This window comes from Serratia sp. HNCC26DJ244 (genome assembly GCF_057180565.1).
In genome coordinates, this window is the sequence record NZ_JBXUGO010000006.1 from 112,968 (window position 1) to 135,260 (window position 22,293).

Genomic DNA, 22,293 nt, shown 5'->3' on the forward strand with positions numbered 1-22,293 from the left:
AAAAACTATGAGCCTGACGTTTGTCAGTGAGCAGTTACTCGCTATGAATAAGCTGAGTCATCAAGACCTTTTCTCCGCATTGGGGCAACTGGCTGAACGCCGCCTTGATTACGCCGACCTCTATTTCCAATCCAGCTATCATGAAGCTTGGGGAATTGAAGATGGCATTATCAAAGAGGGCTCATACCATATAGATCAAGGTGTTGGTGTGCGAGCGGTGAGCGGTGAAAAGACCGGTTTTGCCTATGCCGACCAGTTAACGTTGAATGCGTTAAACCAAAGTGTTCAGGCGGCACGCAGCATTGTGCGTGACAGTGGCAACGGTAAAGTGCATACCCTGGGTGAAATCAGCCATCAGGCGCTGTATCCACTGCTTGATCCGCTACAAAGCCTGCCGCGTGAAGAGAAAATTGCCCTGCTGCATCGGGTGGATAAAGTGGCACGCGCGCAAGATAAACGGGTGCAGGAAGTTACGGCCAGTATTACCGGTGTTTATGAACAAGTGCTGGTGGCAGCAACCGATGGCACTTTGGCTGCGGACGTTCGGCCATTGGTGCGCTTTTCCGTTAGTGTGCTGGTGGAAGAGGATGGCAAGCGCGAACGTGGCTCCAGTGGCGGCGGTGGTCGTTTTGGTTATGACTATTTTCTGCAAAGCGTTGAGGGTGAAATCCGTGTTGACGCTTATGCCAAAGAAGCGGTGCGTATGGCCTTGCTCAACCTCTCCGCCGTGGCCGCTCCTGCTGGTACCATGCCGGTGGTTTTGGGGGCAGGTTGGCCTGGCGTGCTGTTGCATGAAGCTGTCGGGCATGGTTTGGAAGGTGATTTCAACCGCCGTGGTACTTCGGTATTCAGTGGGCAGATGGGCAAGCAGGTGGCTTCTGAACTCTGTACCGTGGTGGATGACGGCACGATTCAGGGGCGTCGAGGGTCGTTGTCTATTGATGATGAAGGGGTACCAGGTCAGTACAATGTGTTGATCGAAAACGGTATTCTTAAAGGTTATATGCAGGACAAACTCAATGCGCGTTTGATGGGAGTGGCCCCGACGGGTAATGGTCGCCGTGAGTCTTATGCCCATTTACCGATGCCGCGCATGACCAATACCTATCTGTTGGCGGGGAAATCTACACCGGAAGAGATTATCGCCAGCGTCGATTATGGCTTATATGCGCCAAACTTTGGTGGAGGTCAGGTGGATATTACCTCTGGCAAGTTTGTGTTCTCCACGTCAGAGGCTTATTTGATCGAAAAGGGTCGCATTACCACCCCGGTGAAAGGGGCTACGCTGATTGGTGCGGGTATTGAGGCGATGCAACAGATTTCGATGGTAGGTAACGATTTGGCGCTGGATCAAGGCGTGGGTGTTTGCGGTAAAGAGGGGCAAAGTATACCGGTTGGCGTTGGGCAACCGACGTTGAAGCTTGATTCTTTAACCGTTGGTGGCACTGCGTAATAATCACCGGGCCTCGACACTACATGTCGAGGCCCGATGCAAGTACCGTTCAAAAACGTATTACCGCTTTGCCCGGCAATTTATCGTTATAGCGGGTTAATCTTCCAAATTTAGCACGGCTTTTCTCTTCAGAACCACCCGCAGCACAAAGTAGTAGACGATGCCCAAGCCCAGCCATTTCAGACCGAGGATTTTCGCTTCCATATCCATTTCATACAGCACAAAGCCGATGATGAGCAGACCAACGAACGGGAACAACAGGTGCTTCACCCACGCAGTGGATTTCTGACGGATAATGTAGTGGTTAATCACTGATAGGTGCAGCAGCATAAAGCCCATCAAAGCCCCGAAGTTAACCAGACGACTCAGGTTATCGATCCTGCCATCAAAATAGATCCCAGAAGCGAGAGAGATCACCGCAACCAGCAGCGTACTGACATAAGGGGTTTTAAACCGGGGGTGTACTTTTGCCAGGATCTGCGGCAATTGACGGTCACGTCCCATGGCAAATAGAATGCGTGAGATCGCCGCCTGTGCCACTAACGCATTGGCGATCCCCCAAGAGATTGCTGTTGCCCAGATAGTGGCCTGTTTTAGCCAGGTTCCCCCCGCCAGATTGGCGGTGTCATAGAACGCGGTATCCAGATTGGTGAAGCTTTTACCTGCAGCCAAGTCTGCCGCGATCCAGGTTTGCAGGATAAATAGTGTCCCTACCAGCAGCAAGGCATACAGGGAGGCTTTGCCTACAGCATCGGCGCCACCTTTACTCTCTTCAGATAATGTCGAAATACCATCAAAACCCAGGAAGGAGAGCACCGCAATGGAGACTGCCCCCATAACCAGCGGCAGGCTGAATTTTTCGGCATTATAGAGTGGGTTTAGCGTCAGCCCACCTGCCCCTTCGCCGGAATAGAGTGCAATTAGCCCCATCACCACAAAGATGGTCAGGATCACAATCTCAGCGACCAAAATGTAGCGGTTAGCCCGGGCAGTGAATTTAATCCCTACCAGGTTGACGGCACTGTTGATGACGATAAAGCTCACTATCCATAACCAGGACGGAACATCAGGCAGAATCGGCCTCAGAGCCGCCGCGCTGACGATATACAGTAGTGAAGGGACCAGAATGTAATCCAGCAGGATTAGCCAACCGGCAAAGAAACCGGCGGTTTCATGAATACCACGCTGCGCATAAGCATAAACCGAACCGGAAACCGGAAAGGCAAGGGACATCGACCAGTAGCTCATCGCGGTGAAGAACATCGCGACCATACCGATCAGATAAGCCAGTGCCACCATTCCGTTTGAGCCATCCCACACATAGCCGAAGACGCCAAAGGGGGCGATGGGCACCATAAAGATCATGCCGTAAATCACCAGATCTTTAAGTGTCAGGGTACGGTGCAATTCCTGTTTATAGCCAAATTGTTCTACAGACATGCTTCGGACTCCTAGTCCAGGCTGATGTTTAACTGGGTTGCCACGCTACGTGGTAGCGCGAAGCGGCAAGTTTTCAGTGGATCAACCACCTGACAGATTTGCAGGTCGCCAGTGATACTCAGCACATTGATGGCATCGGCGAGGGAAAGCTGACTGTGATCGGCGACAAAGTGTGCCATATTGTGTGTCGCCAATTTGGCCGCGTCATCCAGAGTTTTCGCCGAGGCCAGGGTATAGAGTGCTTCTTGGGTACTGATCATTGGGGTGGGCAGGGCGCACTCTTTTACTACGGTCAAATTCACCACGACTTCACCTGGGATCTCCAGCCCACAGACTGACACTTCGCCATCGCCCATGGCGGCATGCAAATCACCAAGGGCAAACAGGGCACCAGGAACGTTCACCGGTAGCCAAAGTGTGCAGCCTTCAGTGATAATTTTGCAGTCCATATTACCGCCATGAGCATCAGGTGTTCCGCAAGGTACGGCTTCCCCTGCTGGGGCAACACCAATTACGCCAATCATCGGTTTTAACGGCCAGCGCACACCGCCTGGCAGTAGTGCGTATCCCTCTTCCAAGGGGATGGTACGAATTTGCGGTTGCTGGAGTTGATCGCCAATCACTCCCAGACCGGGAGCGGTGACCATCACCGCCTGGTTGCTGCGTGGGGTAATACGTTTGATTTCGACCCGCAATATATCGCCAGGCTCGGCATCTTGTACGTAAACTGGGCCAGTGGCTGGGTTGATTCGGCTCCAATCTAATTCGGTAAACGTGGCCTGCTCAGAAGCAATCTGATCTTCAAAGCAGTCACAGGTTTCAAAACAAACGTCACTGCCGCTGGCGATACTGATGACAGGGGCGTTATCACGTGACATGGCGTAAACCACATGCGTGCGTGGGATCTTCTCCATGGTGATTCCTATTATTGTATTGATATTGTGTTGGTGGCATGAATCTCAATGTGTCGTTTCAACGCCACTTTCCTTGCCGGAACGGATTAATAAATCATATCCGTTGGGATGGAAGCAAGAGGCACTAACCGGGGCCAGATCGGGGTCAGAATCGCCATCTCAACTTAATTGGTGGGATATGCTTTAAATGTTTATCTCGACGAATTTTTAGCTCGAGTTAAGCTATTTTTATCGCATAACCGTTTGGCTAGTGGATGAAAATAGCCTAAAGTTTCTAATAGAGAATCTGAGCCATTTGAAGGTAAAGGGGGGCTCATCGCGATGAGATAAAAAGAAAGGTGACAGATTTAATCCTCAGATGGATTCAAGTGGGATATCCGCTGCAGCATGCATCAACCTGAGGATACAAGGTGTCAGGTGTGTTAGAAAGTGGCATGATTGATGGCGATATCTGTTGGTGCTGCCTGCCGTCAATGGCAGAGCAAATGTTACTGGGCTGTCATCCTTAATTCATTATTTTTTGCTATTAATCAGGGAATGTATGAGTAAACGTACGCTAATAGCGATGCTTATTGCTGCTGCTGTCGCCGGTTTCAGTGTGCTATATGAGAATGAAGGGCGTGTTATCGCTCCTGTTTCTGCCCCGGCAGCAGCGGCAGAGAGCATCGATAAGCTGACAGAGCAGAAACGCGTGGTTAGCTATTTGCAGCAGCATCGGCGGCTGCCGGACTACTACATCACGAAAAAGCAGGCACGGGAGCAAGGCTGGAATTCCCGCAAAGGCGATCTCTGTTCTGTATTACCGGGTAAGGCTATTGGCGGTGACTATTTTTCAAATCGTGAACGGCAGTTACCTACTACCAACAAACGAGTATGGTACGAAGCGGATATTAACTATCAATGTGGTCACCGCGGGAGTGATCGGTTGTTGTATTCCAGTGATGGCTTGATTTTTGCCACCAATGACCATTATAAAAACTTCGTTCGAGTGGAGTGAGCCAATGGGGAAAGTAGAGTTTGATTTTAACCAGATACCAGACTTGCCAACATTCTATCGCCGCTTTGCCGAACAATTCGGATTGGGTAAAAATGGCGAATTTGGTGCCAATCTTGATGCGTTATGGGATGAGGTGACTGGCGGTATTAATCTGCCGGTGGAGATTGAATTTCTCAATCTTAATGCTCGCCGCACACGCCGTTTTGGCGCCATTATTCTGTTACTTGAGGAAGCGGAGGAAGAGCTGGAGGGTAAACTGCGGTTCAATATGCGAGAGGTCAGCAATACGCTAACCCATCACCAGGGATGAGCATCATTCATTCCTGGTGAGGCGGTGGGTGAGTTATTGTTGCGCTTCAGCCAGATCGCGCAGGTATTGAAAGATTTGGCGGAATGATTTCGGCGGCTTGTTAGCAGCCTTCTCTTTTTGCGCATTACGCACCAGTGCACGTAATTGTTGACGATCGGCTTCTGGATATAACTCCAACACCGAGGGGATGGCATCATCACCCTCTTCCACCAGACGATCTCTTAGCGTTTCCAACTTATGGAACAATGAAACCTGCTGGTTATGGCGGTTCTTCAATTTATCGAGGGCAGTTTTAATCGGTTCGACATCACGTGCACGCAGCATTTTACCGATCAGTTGAAGCTGGCGGCGTCGACCTTCTCTGGTGATCTTTTGTGCCAATTCTATGGCGGCGCGCAGATCTTCATCCAGCGGGATACGCTCCAGCGCATTTTTACCCAACTCGACCAGTTCGCTTCCCAAGTCTTTTAGTGTTTCAGCGTCACGTTTTATTTCGCTTTTACTGACCCAGATAATCTCGTCTTCGTCCTGGTTTTCGTTCTGCGGGACATCGTCGAGCCAGTCTTTAGGTAGTTTGTTCATGGCAGGCTCCGTTAAAAAGAGGCTAATCCTAACAGGTTGTCGGCTTTATGCGAAATTTCGTGCGGTTCCTGTTAGACTCAAACTCATCTATTCGAGTTCATTTCAGACTGCAATCTGGCATCATTTGAGCTTCCAATCTGGCATCATTTGAGCATAAATGTGCAGCCTGAAATAATTTTAGCGTGCTATTGGGTGTAAGATTATGCCGCTACGGCACTTTTTCCAACGATTCTCTGATCAATGATGGCCGACTGATGAAAGTAGTCACTCAAGTTGCAGAACAGCGCAAGGCGCTGGAACAAGCGGTTTCACAGGCTCTGGAGTTGGCGCGTGCCGGTTCCGATGGAGCAGAAGTTGCCGTGACCAAAACCACCGGTATTAGCATCAGCACCCGTTTTGGTGAGGTGGAAAACATTGAATTTAACAGCGATGGCGCATTAGGTATCACGGTTTATTGTCAAAACCGTAAAGGCAGTGCCTCGTCTACCGATCTCAGCCCAGACGCTATTTCCCGCACAGTCCAGGCGGCGTTGGACATCGCGCGTTATACCTCGTCAGATCCTAACGCAGGTCCGGCAGATAAAGAGTTACTGGCGTTTGATGCCCCCGATCTCGACCTTTTCCACCCCACAGAACTGGATGCTGACCGAGGTATTGAACTGGCGGCTCGTGCCGAACAGGCTTCGTTGGCCGCCGACAAGCGGATTACCAATACCGAGGGCGGGAGTTTCAACAGCCATTACGGGATCAAGGTGTTCGGTAACAGTCATGGCATGTTGCAAGGTTACTGCTCTAGCCGCCATTCGCTCTCCAGTAGTGTGATTGCCGAGCAAGAAGGTGATATGGAGCGTGATTACGCTTATACCATTGGCCGCGCAATAGAAGATATGGCGAGCCCGGAGTGGGTGGGGCAGGAGTGCGCACGCCGCACCTTGGCCCGTCTTGCACCTCGTAAGCTGGCGACCATGAAAGCGCCAGTATTGTTCGCTTCTGAAGTTGCAACCGGTCTGTTTGGCCATTTGGTGGGTGCCATCAGTGGTAGTAGTGTTTACCGTAAGTCCACCTTCCTGCTTGATTCGCTGGGCCAACAGATCCTGCCTGCGTGGCTGACCATTGAAGAACACCCACATTTGCTGAAAGGGTTGGCTTCAACGCCTTTTGATAGCGAAGGTGTTCGCACTCAACGCCGTGATATTGTCAAAGAGGGCGTGTTGCAGACTTGGCTCCTGACTAGCTATGCGGCACGTAAGCTGGGGTTGCGTAGCACTGGTCATGCCGGAGGGATCCACAATTGGCGCATAGCCGGGCAAGGGGATGATTTTGCTGGCATGCTTAAGCAGCTAGGGACAGGGCTGGTGGTCACTGAGTTAATGGGGCAGGGGGTCAGCGGTATTACCGGCGATTATTCCCGTGGTGCTGCCGGTTTCTGGGTTGAAAACGGCGAGATCCAATATCCTGTCAGTGAGATCACCATTGCCGGTAATTTGAAGGATATGTTACGCAATATTGTGAGTATCGGTAGTGATATTGAAACGCGCAGCAATATTCAATGTGGCTCTGTTCTGTTGCCAGAAATGAAAATCGCCGGGCAGTGAGTGATGCCCAACGATAATAAAATGTACCGGCATCGGTAATAAACATCGCTAATAAACATCAGTAGTTGAGTTGTCGAGTATTTAGCATCATAGGGGCGCGCCAGTGCGCCCCTATGGTGAAATCGTCGGTCAATTCAGTTCATTTTCCTTGAGGAAGCTCTTTCCCCCGAGTTGCTGCATTTGGTGCAAAATCCATTGTTGTCGCTGAATCACATAGCGAGAAGGGGCATTCACTTTAAAACGATGCGGGTTAGGCAACACCGCTGCCAGCAAGGCCGCCTCGGAAGAGGTTAGGCGTATCGCGGGCTTGTTGAAAAAGCGTTGTGCTGCCATTTCTACACCAAAAATTCCGTCACCGAATTCGGCGATATTCAGGTAAACGGTTAAGATACGGCGCTTGGCCCAGGCAAGTTCAATACCTGTTGTTAATCCAGCTTCCAGCCCCTTGCGTAGCCAACTACGGCCATCCCACAAGAACAGGTTCTTTGCTGTTTGTTGCGATAGTGTAGAGGCGCCACGGATAGACGTCTGGTTTTTTTCATTATGGCTGATCGCCTTTTCGATGGCATCAATATCGAATCCCCAGTGGTCAGGGAACTTTTGATCTTCTGAAGCCATCACGGCCAAGGCCATATTGGGTGAAATATCATTCAGTTCAACCCAGTCGGAATGGGCCACATAACGGAAATTACCACTGAGCCAGGCGCTGACTTGTCGTTCCACCATTACGGCGGAAAATGGTACAGGCAGAAAAGCAAACAGGATAATGCCTGCCAACCATAAGCCCATGAGGGTTATGGCTCCACGTTTTGCCCAAGACCACAGGCGAGGCAATAGGGTTTTGCGTGAAAGTATTCTCATTTCGTTAAATTCAACACTCACTTGTCTCGATATCATCGACAGAGAAAATCACCTTTTCCCTACCCAGGTTATCCATCATGTTATCAAGAGAGGGAACGATTCCAATGGTCAGACGTGAATTTTGGGCAATAAAACAAAGGGAAAGCAGATAAGTTCTATTGTTTTACCTATCTTATGCATTGGTTGAGTAAGTTTGGCTAAATATTTATCAGCCAAATATTCAGCACCATCATTAGTAAAATCACTCAAATTCTTTACCCCAGTGCATCCACCAAGAGCGATTACCCCACCCAATTGATTAGCATCTGTTTGCGATAGGCGATAAATTTCTCTTCGGATAATCGATGTCGCCGCAAAAGAAACGTCACATTGCCCGGGTATTTTATCGCTGGATAACTGTTTAATTATAGGTTGTTGCTCTCTTTTTTGTATAAAAAGCAACCACTGGTATACCAATATCATCTTATGCGATTAACGTAAGGAACACTTTATGGATCTTGGCACTAGCATCAATAGCTAACCACTTAGCACGATACTCACTCGCTTGATTGCGGCTCTCCCGGTTAGGATGACCTATCAAGGTGGACTTAGTGTTTACAAATAATAAGTACATCACATTTTTTAATGAATCTTCTAACGAGAACACTTACATTTGCTATGTTGTTCACTGTATGATGTGCATGAGTTATTTAAGACCTGTTCGACAAAACACGCAATACCAATGTACAGGTAGTCGATTTCCCTGGTGTTGGCGCAATACTTCGCGCACCCCGGCCTCGGTCGGGGTCATTTTTTTTCAGCGCTCTCCACCCAAGCACGTAACATCGCTACGTCATTGCGCCATTCTTGTTTCAACTCATCTACCCAATCCTGCACGTTATCCCACCAAGCTGGTAAGGTTGGCGTCTGGATCTGCTGTGCCAATTGCTGCAAATGTTTTAGTCCTACGGAACCAGCGGCACCTTTGATTTTATGCCCCTCTTCAGCGATCCCTTTTTGGTCGCGTGCGGTCATATTGGAATCCAGCAGCGCCAGATAACCTGGCATCATCTGTTCAAACATGGCCAGGCTTTGATGAATCAACTGAGGCCCAACCAGCTCTATGTATTGCTCCAACATAGTGGTATCCAGAAACGACTCATTAATCTGCATCGGTTCTTGCTCCGTTTTCTTTAGGGTATGTAGCGGTTGATGATCCCAATAATGTTTAATCATCGCGGTTAGGGCGGGTACTGATAACGGTTTGCTCAGCACATCGTCTATACCTGCAGCAAGATACTCTTTTTTGTCTTTCAATACGTTAGCTGTCAAGGCAATCAATGGGGGCAGGGTGCGGTGAGCATAACGCTCGCGTAATATGCGTGCGATATCCAGTCCAGTCATATCCGGCAATTGTATATCCAGCAATACCAGATCAAATTCATCAGGGTCAAACATCGCTAGCGCATCATGGCCATTCATCGCGACTTCTACGCTGTTTCCCAGTTTTTCCAACACCGAGCAGGCAACGGTGACGTTCAGCTCAATATCTTCCACCAACAGGATATGCAGTGCTGGCAGTGGTAGCTCTTCCTCAACCTCTATCTGGTCCTCTGTCGGTTCCATGGCTGGAGAGACGATGGTCAAGGTAAAGCAGGAACCCTGCCCCGGTGCGCTTTTTACCGTAATATCCCCGCCCATACTCTGTGCCAGCCGTTTAGAAACCGCCAGACCGATACCGGTTCCCGTCGCTGGGTGGCCACCATGCTGGTCTTTGACCTGGTAGTACATGGCGAAAATTTTCTCTTGTTCTTCCAGCGGGATCCCCATGCCAGAGTCTTCCACTTCAAACACCAGCCGTTTGTGCTCCTCATACTTGATGCGTACGACGATTTGCCCCTGCTGCGTGAATTTCACCGCATTGCCGATCAGATTCCACAGGATCTGACGCAAACGCGTGCCGTCAGCCATGACTTGGGCTGGTAGTGGCAGTTGCGGTTCCATCACCAATTGCAGCCCTTTGGGCTGGGCTAATAGGCCGGAAAGATTCTCCAGATCCGCTAGAAAACCGGTAAAATCGACGGGCTGATTATCAAGCTGTACTTTGTTGCGTTCGAGTTTATCCATCTCGATGACGTCATTGAAAATATTACCCAGGGTAATGGCGCTGACATGGATAGTTTTCAGGTATTTCAGTTGTTCGTCGTTCAATTCGGTATCGAGCAGAATGCGGCTTAATCCGACAATGCCGTTCAGCGGTGTACGCAGCTCATGGCTGATCGTGGATATGAAGGTGGTCTTTTCCCGGCTGGCGTTCTCTAAGGCGTCTTGGTAACGCTTGCGTTCGGTGATATCGCGGCCAAAGCCCATCAACCCGTGGCGTTTACCGACGCGGTCATAAAAGGGCACTTTACGTAGTTCAAAACAGGCTTTGCGCCCATCGGGATAGACCAGCCATTGTTCATAAGTCAGAGAGACATTGTGGTGGAAGACTTTTTCATCGGTTTCGATGATTTTTTCCGCGACCTCTTTGCTGTACACCTCAAAGGGGGTAAGACCAATCAATTGTTTTTCACTTTTGCCGGTTAACAGTTCCATTGCCCGGTTGCAGCCGGAGAACTGTCTATCTTCGTTACGGTAGTAAACCAAATCTGGTGAAGCATCGAGAAAGGAACGCAATAGAACGGACTGTTGTTCGAACTCCACCTGGGCAATTTCACGCTGTTCCATCTCTTTGGTCAGTTTATCCATCACCTGATGGCGTTCTTCTTCTGCCTTGATACGGTCAACAATTTCCTGATTGAGTTGGGTGATGTTCTCTGTCATCTGTTGATTCAGGGTGAGATCACGGTGGCGCATTTCTTCCAGTTTATCCACCAGCCGAGCCAAGCGTTGTCGCGACTCTTCCAGTTGTTCCACCACTACGGAAAGAAAATAGACTGCCAAAGGGGTGATGACTAAACCGAACAGGATAGAAGGGAGAATATCGTGCATTTCTACCCGACCACTCAACAGCATGGTGACCGCTATCTGTACCACCATGGCCAGAATCACCAGCGCGGAAGCCAGTAACAGCGAAAAGCGCACCAGCCCTAGTTTTACCATTAAATCAACATAATACTGCGCTAACATCCGGATTTGCTTCATGAGCTATTCCTAGCAGAGGTCAGTGGTTTTCAGTTGCAGTCAACAACGCGACAGCATGATTGATGACGGATATAAATCATACCGCAAAATAGGGTGGAAATAAGCAACCTTACAATGAAGTGTGGGAGTGATTGCAAATTACTACCCGGCAGTCAGCCTAGGGATGATAGCGCTGGTCTGCACTCAGGGCTGACCCCTGCCCACCTTGGCTCAGGAGATAGCCCCCTACCGCCTGCATACCATTCCAGCGGTTTTCGCACCATAACGGGGCCAGTAAGGTGGGGCGGCGTGCACTGGCGGAAATACGGTGGTAAATAATCTCTTTAGGCGTATGGCGGATCATTTCACCGGCGCTGAAAGCATACTCTTCCAGGGCCAACTCGGGCAGACGCCCGGCCTGCCAGGCTCGTGCCATAATACTACCGGTGACAATATGTAGTGGGTGCAGCTTGATACCCTCAACTCCGCAGTCAATGACCGCTTGTAGTGTAGACAGGTGTTGCAGGTGTGTTTCCCCTGGTAGGCCAACAATCAGGTGGCAGCAAACTTTCAGACCGCGTTGGCGTGCCAGGCGTGTGGTCTGCTGATAACTGGCGAAGTCGTGACCACGGTTGATGCGTTTGAGGGTCTTATCCTGTGCCGTTTGTAGCCCTAACTCCAGCCATACTTCAAAACCTTGTTCACGATAACTGGCCAGTAGATCAAGCGCCGCTGTGGGCACACAATCTGGCCGGGTACCGACACAGATACCGATGATATCTGCCTGCATCAGCGCTTGCTGATACATATTGGCCAGCAGTGCGACTTCTGCATAGGTACTGGTATAGGCCTGGAAATAGGCCAGATAGCGTTTTGCCCGATTGACCTTTTTCGCTTGAATGGCTAACTGCGCGGCGATAGTTTGCTGTTGCATCTGTTCGTCGGCAAACGAGGCCACGTTGCAGAAAGTACAGCCTCCCCTTCCTAGCGTGCCATCACGATTCGGGCAGCTAAATCCACCATGCAGCGTGAGTTTATGGATCTTTTCACCGTAACGGCGTTGAAGATCGCTGCCAAACATATTGACTAACTGTGGCAACTGCATAATTCTGAGGTCTCTCTGTGTTTAAAGCGGGGGATGATGCCTGTCGTCATTTAAGTTGCAGCGAGGCGGGTAGCCCGGTGTATTCTGCTTGTCATGTCAGTCCCCTAGGTATAACCAGAAACGGCTTTCCCTGCGATGACAGAGATCAACGCTTTTCTTTAAAGGCGGGAAATTACATAACTATTCATCATTAGTGCAAATAAACTCATTGCCATGGTAATGAAATTTGCTAATCCTCATCGTTGGGTTAAGTTATTTATGGCATAACAGTGAAAAATAGTTACAAATAATAATTAATATGCCTTTATAAGAATAATAATCTGTTTATAGCGCTTTAATTAGCATGCTAAAGAGATGTAATGGGAAAAACATAGTGATGTCGCTCACGTTTTTTACTCTGATCATCTGCCTTTTCATTATGTTCAAAAATACTAAAAATCTTTATTTTCAGTAAATTAATTGCTATTTTTTGCATGAAAACCGCTGTGTAAGCAATATTTGACCTGAGTATTCTTTCTCGCTAAGTTGGGAGTCCGCTGGAAAGCTTTCTTGGCGGGCAAATATCTCGTCATAATTATGCATTAACTGAAGACCCCCTCTTAGAACAAGTCATCTACCACTTGTGAATCTTTTCACCAGAGGCCATTGATAGAGGGCGGAAAAGCAGATTGTCGATCTTGACCTTGCTGATTGGACTTCTTGGGAAGCCCCCTCGCAGTAGGTTGTAAGCGTTACACAGAGCCCGGGGAGGTTCATTGATGATGTTGTACGATAAATCCCAAGAGAGGGACAACTGTGGTTTCGGCCTGATTGCCCATATTGAAGGCGAACCTAGCCACAAGGTAGTGCGTACTGCGATCCACGCACTGGCTCGTATGCAGCACCGTGGTGCTATTCTCGCTGACGGTAAAACAGGGGATGGTTGTGGTTTGTTATTGCAAAAACCTGACCGTTTTTTCCGCATGGTGGCGGAAGATCGCGGTTGGCGCTTAGCTAAAAACTATGCAGTAGGGATGATGTTCCTCAGTCAGGACGAAGAGCAGGCCCGTGCCAGCCGCCGTATTGTTGAAGAGGAGCTGCAGAACGAAACACTGTCGATTGTCGGTTGGCGTGAGGTTCCCACCAACCCGGATGTGCTGGGTGAGATAGCGCTCTCTTCTTTGCCGCGTATTGAGCAGATTTTCGTTAATGCTCCCGCAGGCTGGCGTCCACGGGATATGGAGCGTCGCCTTTTTGTCGCCCGCCGCCGTATTGAGAAGCGTGTGGAGGATAATGACTTTTATGTCTGCAGTTTCTCCAACTTGGTGACGATCTATAAAGGCTTGTGTATGCCGGCAGATCTACCGCGCTTCTATCTGGATTTGGCGGATCTGCGTTTGGAATCTGCTATTTGCTTGTTCCATCAGCGTTTTTCTACCAATACCGTGCCGCGTTGGCCTTTGGCGCAGCCATTTCGCTATCTGGCGCACAACGGTGAGATCAACACCATTACCGGTAACCGCCAGTGGGCGCGTGCTCGTGCCTATAAATTCAAAACGCCACTGATTCCGGATCTGCGCGATGCCGCGCCGTTTGTCAATGAAACCGGTTCTGACTCCAGTTCGCTGGATAATATGCTGGAACTGTTCCTCAGTGGGGGAATGGACTTAATCCGTGCTATGCGTCTGTTGGTGCCACCAGCTTGGCAAAACAACCCGGATATGGATGCTGACTTACGCGCCTTCTTTGACTTCAACTCGATGCATATGGAGCCGTGGGATGGCCCGGCAGGTATCGTGATGTCCGATGGCCGCTATGCAGCCTGTAACCTGGATCGTAACGGTCTACGCCCGGCACGTTATGTGATCACCAAAGATAAATTGATTACCTGTGCGTCAGAAGTGGGTATTTGGGATTACCAGCCCGATGAAGTGGTGGAAAAAGGCCGTGTAGGTCCCGGTGAGTTGATGGTGATTGATACTCGCACGGGTCAGATTTTGCATTCTGCCGAAACCGACAATGACCTGAAAAGTCGCCACCCTTATAAAGAGTGGATGGAGAAAAACGTTAAGCGTCTGGTGCCGTTTGAAGACCTGCCGGATGATCAGGTGGGCAGCCGTGAAATGGATGATGCCACCCTGGAGACTTACCAGAAGCAGTTTGGATACAGCAGTGAAGAGCTTGAGCAGGTGGTTCGGGTGTTGGGGGATATGGGCCAGGAAGCAACCGGCTCAATGGGGGACGATACCCCATTTGCGGTGTTGTCCAGCCGTCCACGCATTATTTATGACTACTTCCGGCAGCAGTTTGCTCAGGTGACCAACCCACCTATCGACCCATTACGTGAAGCGCATGTGATGTCACTGGCCACCAGTATTGGTCGTGAAATGAACGTGTTCTGTGAAGCCGAAGGTCAGGCCCACCGTTTGAGCTTTAAATCCCCGATTTTGCTGTATTCAGATTTCAAGCAGCTCACCACGCTGGAAGGTGAATACTATCGAGCCGATATTCTTGATCTGACCTTTGATCCGGCAGAAGCAGAATTGGAGCAGGTTATCCGTTCGTTGTGTGATGAAGCGGAGCGTAAGGTGCGTAGTGGGGCGGTATTGCTGGTGCTGTCTGACCGCGCTATCAGCAACCAGCGTTTGCCTGTTCCTGCACCAATGGCCGTGGGGGCGATTCAGACCCGGCTGGTGGAAAAGAGCCTGCGTTGTGATGCTAACCTCATCGTAGAAACCGCCAGCGCCCGTGATCCTCACCACTTTGCGGTGCTGTTGGGTTTTGGTGCCACTGCCGTTTACCCCTATTTAGCTTATGAAAGTTTAGCCAAGCTGGTAGATGACCGGGCGATCGATAAAAAACACCGCGATGTGATGCTGAACTACCGCAATGGCATCAATAAGGGGCTCTACAAGATCATGTCCAAAATGGGCATTTCCACCATTGCCTCTTACCGTTGCTCGAAGTTGTTTGAAGCGGTTGGCCTGCACCGTGAGTTGTCTGACTTGTGTTTTCAAGGGGTGGTCAGCCGTATTGGCGGTGCCAACTTTATTGATTTTCAACAAGATTTGCAGAATTTGAGCAAGCGCGCCTGGCTGAAACGTAAACCGTTGGAGCAGGGCGGGTTGCTAAAATTTGTTCATGGTGGGGAATATCACGCTTATAACCCTGATGTTGTCAATTCATTGCAGCAAGCAGTACACAGTGGCGAATACCGTGATTACCTGGCCTATGCCAAGCTGGTAAATCAACGCCCAATAGCCACGTTGCGTGACTTGTTGGCCATCAAACCGCAACAGACGGCTATTCCGGTTGAGCAGGTTGAAGCGGCTGAGTCACTGTTTAAGCGCTTTGATACGGCGGCGATGTCCATTGGGGCACTCAGCCCGGAAGCACACGAATCACTGGCGATAGCGATGAATAGCCTGGGGGGCTTCTCCAATTCCGGTGAAGGGGGTGAAGATCCAGCGCGTTATGGCACTAACAAAGTGTCTCGTATTAAGCAGGTGGCGTCAGGCCGTTTCGGTGTCACCCCGGCTTACCTGATTAACGCTGATGTGATCCAGATTAAAGTGGCTCAAGGGGCCAAGCCAGGTGAAGGGGGGCAATTACCCGGGGATAAAGTCACCCCTTACATTGCTAAATTACGTTATTCCGTACCGGGCGTAACGCTGATTTCACCACCTCCTCATCACGATATTTATTCCATCGAAGATTTGGCTCAGTTGATCTTTGATCTTAAGCAGGTCAATCCGCAGGCCATGATTTCGGTGAAGCTGGTTTCAGAGCCGGGGGTCGGGACTATCGCGACCGGGGTGGCGAAAGCCTATGCTGACCTGATCACCATTGCTGGCTATGACGGTGGTACGGGGGCCAGTCCGCTTTCATCGGTCAAGCACGCAGGTTGCCCGTGGGAACTGGGGCTGGTGGAAACTCAGCAGGCGCTGGTGGCAAATGGTCTGCGTCATAAAATTCGCCTACAGGTGGACGGCGGCCTGAAAACCGGTGTTGATATTGTTAAAGCGGCGATCCTGGGGGCAGAAAGCTTTGGTTTTGGTACCGGGCCGATGGTGGCGCTGGGTTGTAAATACCTGCGAATTTGCCACCTGAATAACTGTGCGACAGGGGTTGCGACCCAGGATGAAAAATTGCGCCGTGATCACTATCACGGTCTGCCAGAGCGGGTGGTTAACTATTTCCACTTTATCGCCCGTGAAACCCGCGAAATTATGGCGGAATTGGGTGTTAGCCAACTGGTTGACTTGATTGGCCGCACCGATCTGCTTAACGAACTGGATGGGATTACGGCGAAACAGAGCAAGCTGGATCTGTCGCCGTTGCTGCAAACCGCGACACCTCATGCAGGTAAAGCGCCGTTTTGTACCGAAAGCAGTAACCCGCCATTCGATCACGGCGTGCTAAACAAAGCGTTGCTGGCGCAGGCGTTGCCGCATGTTGAAGCTAAGCAAAGTAAGACGCTCTACTTTGATATCTGCAATACTGACCGTTCAGTTGGCGCAACCCTGTCAGGGGCGATTGCCGCGCGGCATGGTGACCAGGGCATTGCTGCCGACCCGATCAAAGTGCATTTTTCCGGGACTGCCGGCCAGAGTTTTGGTGTATGGAATGTCGGTGGGGTTGAACTGACCCTGACCGGGGATGCCAACGACTATGTGGGTAAAGGGATGGCTGGTGGCCGTATTGCCGTGCGTCCGCCGGTGGGGTCATTCTTCCGCAGTCATGAAGCGAGCATTGTGGGTAACACCTGCTTATATGGTGCCACCGGGGGCAAGCTGTTCGCGGCAGGCCGTGCGGGTGAACGTTTCGCGGTGCGTAACTCCGGCGCCATTACCGTGGTCGAAGGAATTGGCGATAACGGTTGTGAATACATGACCGGGGGGATTGTTTGTGTCCTCGGTAAAACCGGCATTAACTTTGGTGCGGGAATGACCGGCGGTTTCGCTTATGTCTTGGATGAAGACGGTGAGTTTCGTAAACGTGTTAACCCAGAACTGGTGGAAGTCTTGGCTGTTGACCAACTGGCCATCCATGAAGAACACCTGCGTGGTTTGATTACCGAACATGTACAGGCGACCGGTTCCTCACGCGCAGAAGAGATCCTGGCGAATTGGCCGGAATGGGCAGCGAAGTTTGCGCTGGTCAAACCGAAGTCCAGTGATGTGAAGGCATTGTTGGGTCACCGTAGTCGCAGCGCCGCTGAGCTGCGGGTTCAGGCACAGTAAGAGGTCATATTGAATGAGTCAGAATGTTTATCAATTTATCGACCTACAGCGTGTTGATCCGCCAAAGAAACCGCTGAAGATCCGTAAAGTCGAGTTTGTTGAGATTTACGAACCGTTTTCAGAAACCCAGGCGAAAGCACAAGCTGACCGTTGCCTGTCATGTGGCAACCCTTATTGTGAGTGGAAATGCCCGGTTCACAACTATATCCCCAACTGGCTGAAGCTGGCGAATGAAGGGCGGATTATGGAGGCTGCGGATCTGGCGCACCAGACCAACAGCCTGCCAGAGGTTTGTGGCCGCGTTTGTCCGCAAGATCGCTTGTGTGAGGGATCCTGTACGCTGAATAGCGAGTTTGGTGCCGTCACCATTGGTAACATTGAGCGTTATATCAATGATAAAGCCATCGAAATGGGGTGGCGGCCAGACATGACTCATGTTCAGCCCAGCGGTAAGACGGTGGCTATCATTGGGGCAGGCCCGGCGGGCTTGGCTTGTGCGGATGTGCTGGCGCGTAACGGTGTGAAGGCGGTGGTTTATGATCGCCATCCAGAAATCGGTGGCCTGCTCACTTTTGGCATTCCCTCGTTTAAGCTGGAAAAAGAGGTGATGATCAAGCGTCGCGAAATTTTCAGCACCATGGGTATCGAATTCCAGCTCAATACGGAAATCGGTAAAGATATCGCCATGGATAAACTGCTGAGTGATTACGACGCGGTGTTCGTTGGTGTTGGCACTTATCAGTCGATGCGAGGCGGCTTGGAAAACGAAGCTGCTCCGGGCGTTTATGATGCACTGCCGTACCTGGTCGCCAATACCAAGCAGTTGATGAAGTACCCTGCACAGCCGGATGAGCCTTATATCGATATGTCCGGCAAACGTGTTGTGGTACTCGGTGGTGGTGATACCGCGATGGACTGTGTGCGTACCGCTATTCGCCAGGGGGCGACACTGGTCACCTGTGCCTACCGCCGCGATGAAGTCAACATGCCGGGGTCCCGGCGTGAAGTGAAAAATGCGCGCGAGGAGGGGGTTGAATTTAAATTCAACTTGCAGCCATTAAGCATTGAGGTGAATAGTGCTGGCCGTGTGGCGGGGATTAAAATGGTGCGCACACAATTAGGGGCTGCGGATGCCAACGGTCGCCAGGTTGCTGAACAAGTGTCCGGCTCAGAGCATGTGATTGATGCTGATGCGGTCATTATGGCCTTTGGGTTCCGGCCTCATTCGATGGGGTGGTTGAGTGAGCAAGGGGTACAGTTTGATGGGCAGGGCCGTATATTGGCACCGGAGTCCGTTGATTGTGCTTTCCAGACCAGTAATCCTAAAATCTTCGCTGGTGGTGATGCCGTTCGTGGTTCTGACTTGGTGGTCACGGCGATTGCCGAAGGGCGTAAGGCTGCTGAGGGGATCCTCAGTTATCTCGAGGTTTAGTAGTGTATTAAGTCCTCTTTTTGCAGAGAGTCTAAGCACCGCTCGATAAGGCAGAGGCACCTTTTGGGTGCCCTCTGCTCAACCGAGTTGGTGTCTGGTACTCAAACGAAATAGTGGGCGATTTCAAGATAACGTTGGCGGTAGCTTGTGGCTTAATGCCAAGCTGCTGCGTCTTCATCGCCTCCTCATGCCCCGCCCAAGTGATTCAAGCGAAAACCCAGCTCGGAGAATAGAACGCAGAATCCGGTTGATCTTCGGCAAAGAGGATAACGGTTTTACGATGTCAAAGAGCAAGTAACTATCATTCATTAACTGTACAAAACTGTACACGTGGTGGTTAGACAGCTTGAGATGGATTAAGCCCTGACATAATCTAGAATGGGTACGGCAGGGGACGAAAATCAATATTCATTCCCGCTGTCTCACATAAAGACTTCATTTCCTCAGATGAAATCACTTTATTTAGTTCTTTTTCATCCCGGCAAAGAGAAAAATCATCATCTACTTTCTTCATAACAAAATCTTCAAGCTTGAATTTTTTTAATTTAGGATAAAAATTTATTGGCTTCTTGGTTTTATCAATAATATCTATATATTTAACTACCTTCATAATATAAAACCCCTTAACATCATCTCCGATGTAATCCAGGATGTTATGACCAGAATATGTTAATGTACATTCTGAAAAAATAACTTCACTGGGACATGTTTTAGTTAAAAAGTCCATAAAATTATGAGAAACCACCTTGATTCCTGATAAGGTATCTATAATGTCAGTGAATATAAGAGACTCAGGAGGAAAGTCATTGGCAATAAATTTTCCATTATAATTGATATTATTATCAAATATGTCGTTATTTACCCTAATAGCATCCTCATAATTTGTTTCTTGTAAGCAGGCATCAGGATGATACTTAAAACTTGATACTAACGAATAAAACATTTTAATCTCCATTAACACGGTTTTGCTAAGGTTAAAGCCCCTGTACTCAGAAAAGGTCTATATCTCAGTTGTAACTGGCGTATTTTCAACGCCGCGCATTTTTTGCTACAATTGTTTGCATTAACAGTTTTTTCTAGTGCATTAAGTTCATCGAGTATCGCTGCATTATAGTCGCAATTTCCTGCTTCTCGCCATCTCGCACAAGGGTTAAACTCTTACCTCGCAAAAACTGTCACCGAGCCTCAACCTTATCCGGCCATACAACTCGGTTCGGAGACCAAAAATCAGAGCCTGGTTGATCTTCGCAAATGAAAACAGGGTTAGTTTACGATGTCAAAGAACGGGGACATCAGGTTAAGTGGTAATGTCAGGGAGGCAAGAACGTCCGCCGGATACAGTTCAACTTACACTCTCCTCTATTGAAATGGCTATGATATATTTTTATTTTAAATATCAATCTAAATTCTTTGCTCCATCAAAAATACGTGGCAAAGGAGAATATCCGGTGCCAAGTATATATTTTATCTGTTCGGTCTGTGTTTTTATAATTAAATCTCGTATGCTTTCCCCTGTATATCTAATAGAAAAGCAATCAGAGTCGACGAAAAAAAACTTAAAAATATTTCCGTTCCTAGCCCAAACCAGGAAATCACCATTAATACTTCTTCCATATATAATTATATTGCTTATGTGTTCAACTAAAAATTCACTTTCTTTGTCCAGAGGTTCAAGGCAGTCTATGTCTCCTATATTAAACCCATCATCAATCGCAGGTTGTAACTTTGAGTTAAATGCATTTTTATTTTGAATTATTCTGTTATGAAGGCCACTGTAATTTTTAAGGGTAATTGGGGTGTCTATAATAAAAAAACCATTTGATGTACCTATTCCATAATAAGATGTAAATTCAACATATGAATCTGGAAATATTATTCCAATATCTTTTTGGCTTTTTAATACCATATCAGATGTTGGTACATATGTTATTGATTTTGAATTAAATAGAGTTTCTATTTGTGACATAGTTCTTCCTTATATTATTTTCTATTTTGAAACAATCCGTTGGATATTGTTGCTCTAACTGTGAATCTCCCATCTGGTGTAACAGCGGTCATTGCTATTGCTGAAGGAATTAAGTTATCACCAATGTAAACTGGGTCAAGTATTCAATGTGTTGAGTGCAGTGTAAAATCTCTGCTTCTGGATGTGGGGAGAGAATGGCTAAAGTTGATGTAAGGTATCCGTTTTGTGAACAAACGGACCCTGTGAGGAAACACGGTTATGGCAAAAGAGGCCATTAGCGTTACCGTTGTCAGTCCTGCAAACGCACCTTCCAGCTCGATTATGCCTATCGCGCCAGCTTTGGTGTTGCTTTTCCAGCAAGGCAATCAGGAACGGTGGCAATCTGCTGCCCTCTGCTCAAACGAAATAGTGGGCGATTTCAAGATAACGTTGGCGGATATGTTCGATCAGCAGCCGGATCTTGCGAGGTGGCTGGCGGGTAAAAGGATAGACCGCATAGATGCCAAGTTTCTTGCCGACCTGATCCAACAGCAGTTCTACCAGGTCCCCATTCATTAGGTCGTGATAGACCAGACAGCGTGGCACATACACAATGCCATGTCCTCCTAGCGCGGCTTTGCGCAGGGCGCCAGCATTGTCAGTTGAGAAATTGCCAGAAACCGACAGCAGATAGTTACCATGCTTGCCTTTGAAAGCCCATTCTGATGCCCCGGTACTCTGGTAGAGGTAATGCAAACAGTTATGAGTGAGTAAGTCATTAGGTTCATGGGGGATGCCGAAGCGCCGCACGTAGGCTGGTGCCGCGCAGATCACCCATTGTGAATCCAAGATGTGACGGGCAATGAGGTTTGAGTCGTCCATAACACTGGTGCGGATCACCAGATCAAATCCTTCCTCCACCAGATTGACAAAACGGTTATCCAGCGACATGTCTACAGTCAATCCTGGGTGCTGTTGGCAGAATTCGGCCACCGCATCAGCCAGTAGCAACTCCCCTGAAATCGTCGGTACTGATATGCGCAGATGACCGGTGAGTTTTTCTCCGTATCCGGCAACCGCATCGAAGGTTTCAAGTGCGGCAGCCTTCACATTTTTCGCACCTTGATAGAGCGTTTTACCTGCTTCACTCAGGGTCAGTTTTCGGGTGGTGCGATAGAACAATTGCACCCCAAGTTGTTCTTCAAGGCGCCCAATTCGTTTACTAACCACTGAGTTTGTAAGGGAATACTGCTCAGCAACCTTGCTGAAAGAGCCGGCTTCTACAACGTGAGCAAACAGAATAAGGTCATCAGTACTGGCCATATTAATCCA

16 protein-coding genes and 1 pseudogene are annotated in these 22,293 nt (G+C 49.1%); 7 read left to right on the forward strand and 10 right to left on the reverse strand.

Going from position 1 to position 22,293, the window contains the following annotated elements:
* Positions 1-7: 7 nt before the first annotated feature.
* Positions 8-1,453, forward strand: coding sequence for a metalloprotease TldD (tldD, locus tag AC2A06_RS07230; RefSeq protein ID WP_484379848.1), 1,446 nt, complete (start codon positions 8-10; stop codon positions 1,451-1,453).
* Between the two features lie 96 nt (positions 1,454-1,549).
* Here tldD and AC2A06_RS07235 read toward each other — a convergent pair whose 3' ends face one another.
* Positions 1,550-2,893, reverse strand: coding sequence for an APC family permease (locus tag AC2A06_RS07235; RefSeq protein WP_023490113.1), 1,344 nt, complete (start codon positions 2,891-2,893; stop codon positions 1,550-1,552).
* Between the two features lie 11 nt (positions 2,894-2,904).
* Complete coding sequence (locus AC2A06_RS07240; protein WP_484379849.1) at positions 2,905-3,807, reverse strand: acetamidase/formamidase family protein; 903 nt, start codon at positions 3,805-3,807, stop codon at positions 2,905-2,907.
* Positions 3,808-4,348: 541 nt separating this feature from the next.
* Here AC2A06_RS07240 and AC2A06_RS07245 point away from each other — a divergent pair.
* A complete protein-coding gene (locus AC2A06_RS07245) occupies positions 4,349-4,804 on the forward strand; it encodes a ribonuclease domain-containing protein (protein ID WP_484379850.1) in 456 nt (151 codons plus the stop codon).
* A gap of 4 nt (positions 4,805-4,808) precedes the next feature.
* A complete protein-coding gene (locus AC2A06_RS07250) occupies positions 4,809-5,114 on the forward strand; it encodes a barstar family protein (RefSeq protein ID WP_023490110.1) in 306 nt (101 codons plus the stop codon).
* A 33-nt stretch (positions 5,115-5,147) separates the two neighbouring features.
* On the opposite strand, the gene yjgA is transcribed toward AC2A06_RS07250, so the two are convergent.
* Positions 5,148-5,696 carry a ribosome biogenesis factor YjgA gene (yjgA, locus tag AC2A06_RS07255; protein WP_473196674.1) on the reverse strand — a complete coding sequence of 183 codons (549 nt, stop codon included), beginning with the start codon at positions 5,694-5,696 and terminating at the stop codon, positions 5,148-5,150.
* A 254-nt stretch (positions 5,697-5,950) separates the two neighbouring features.
* On the opposite strand from yjgA, the gene pmbA reads away from it, so the two are divergent.
* Positions 5,951-7,291, forward strand: coding sequence for a metalloprotease PmbA (gene pmbA / locus AC2A06_RS07260; protein ID WP_023490108.1), 1,341 nt, complete (start codon positions 5,951-5,953; stop codon positions 7,289-7,291).
* Positions 7,292-7,420: 129 nt separating this feature from the next.
* Here pmbA and mtgA read toward each other — a convergent pair whose 3' ends face one another.
* The 4 genes from mtgA to mnmL form a co-directional block, all read right to left on the reverse strand.
* Positions 7,421-8,152, reverse strand: coding sequence for a monofunctional biosynthetic peptidoglycan transglycosylase (gene mtgA / locus AC2A06_RS07265; RefSeq protein WP_484379851.1), 732 nt, complete (start codon positions 8,150-8,152; stop codon positions 7,421-7,423).
* A 108-nt stretch (positions 8,153-8,260) separates the two neighbouring features.
* Positions 8,261-8,593, reverse strand: coding sequence for a hypothetical protein (locus AC2A06_RS07270; protein WP_484379852.1), 333 nt, complete (start codon positions 8,591-8,593; stop codon positions 8,261-8,263).
* 345 nt (positions 8,594-8,938) lie between these two features.
* Positions 8,939-11,278: an aerobic respiration two-component sensor histidine kinase ArcB gene (gene arcB, locus AC2A06_RS07275; protein WP_484379853.1), complete on the reverse strand. Its 2,340-nt coding sequence runs from the start codon at positions 11,276-11,278 to the stop codon at positions 8,939-8,941.
* Positions 11,279-11,435: 157 nt separating this feature from the next.
* Positions 11,436-12,362 (reverse strand): tRNA modification radical SAM protein MnmL/YtqA, encoded by a 927-nt coding sequence (gene mnmL, locus AC2A06_RS07280; RefSeq protein WP_484379854.1) that lies wholly within the window; start codon positions 12,360-12,362, stop codon positions 11,436-11,438.
* A gap of 761 nt (positions 12,363-13,123) precedes the next feature.
* Between mnmL and gltB the strand changes: the two genes are divergently transcribed.
* Positions 13,124-17,584 (forward strand): glutamate synthase large subunit, encoded by a 4,461-nt coding sequence (gene gltB, locus AC2A06_RS07285; protein WP_484379904.1) that lies wholly within the window; start codon positions 13,124-13,126, stop codon positions 17,582-17,584.
* 13 nt (positions 17,585-17,597) lie between these two features.
* Positions 17,598-19,016, forward strand: a complete 1,419-nt coding sequence (locus AC2A06_RS07290) for a glutamate synthase small subunit (RefSeq protein WP_484379855.1) — start codon at positions 17,598-17,600, stop codon at positions 19,014-19,016.
* 373 nt (positions 19,017-19,389) lie between these two features.
* On the opposite strand, the gene AC2A06_RS07295 is transcribed toward AC2A06_RS07290, so the two are convergent.
* Both AC2A06_RS07295 and AC2A06_RS07300 read right to left on the reverse strand, forming a co-directional pair.
* Positions 19,390-19,959 carry a hypothetical protein gene (locus AC2A06_RS07295; protein ID WP_484379856.1) on the reverse strand — a complete coding sequence of 190 codons (570 nt, stop codon included), beginning with the start codon at positions 19,957-19,959 and terminating at the stop codon, positions 19,390-19,392.
* A gap of 453 nt (positions 19,960-20,412) precedes the next feature.
* Positions 20,413-20,982 (reverse strand): hypothetical protein, encoded by a 570-nt coding sequence (locus tag AC2A06_RS07300; protein WP_484379857.1) that lies wholly within the window; start codon positions 20,980-20,982, stop codon positions 20,413-20,415.
* 194 nt (positions 20,983-21,176) lie between these two features.
* On the opposite strand from AC2A06_RS07300, the pseudogene AC2A06_RS07305 reads away from it, so the two are divergent.
* A pseudogene (locus AC2A06_RS07305) lies at positions 21,177-21,257 on the forward strand (IS1 family transposase); the annotation flags it as partial.
* Between the two features lie 121 nt (positions 21,258-21,378).
* Here AC2A06_RS07305 and AC2A06_RS07310 read toward each other — a convergent pair.
* Positions 21,379-22,284, reverse strand: coding sequence for a LysR family transcriptional regulator (locus AC2A06_RS07310; RefSeq protein ID WP_473196680.1), 906 nt, complete (start codon positions 22,282-22,284; stop codon positions 21,379-21,381).
* Between the last annotated feature and the right edge of the window lie 9 nt (positions 22,285-22,293).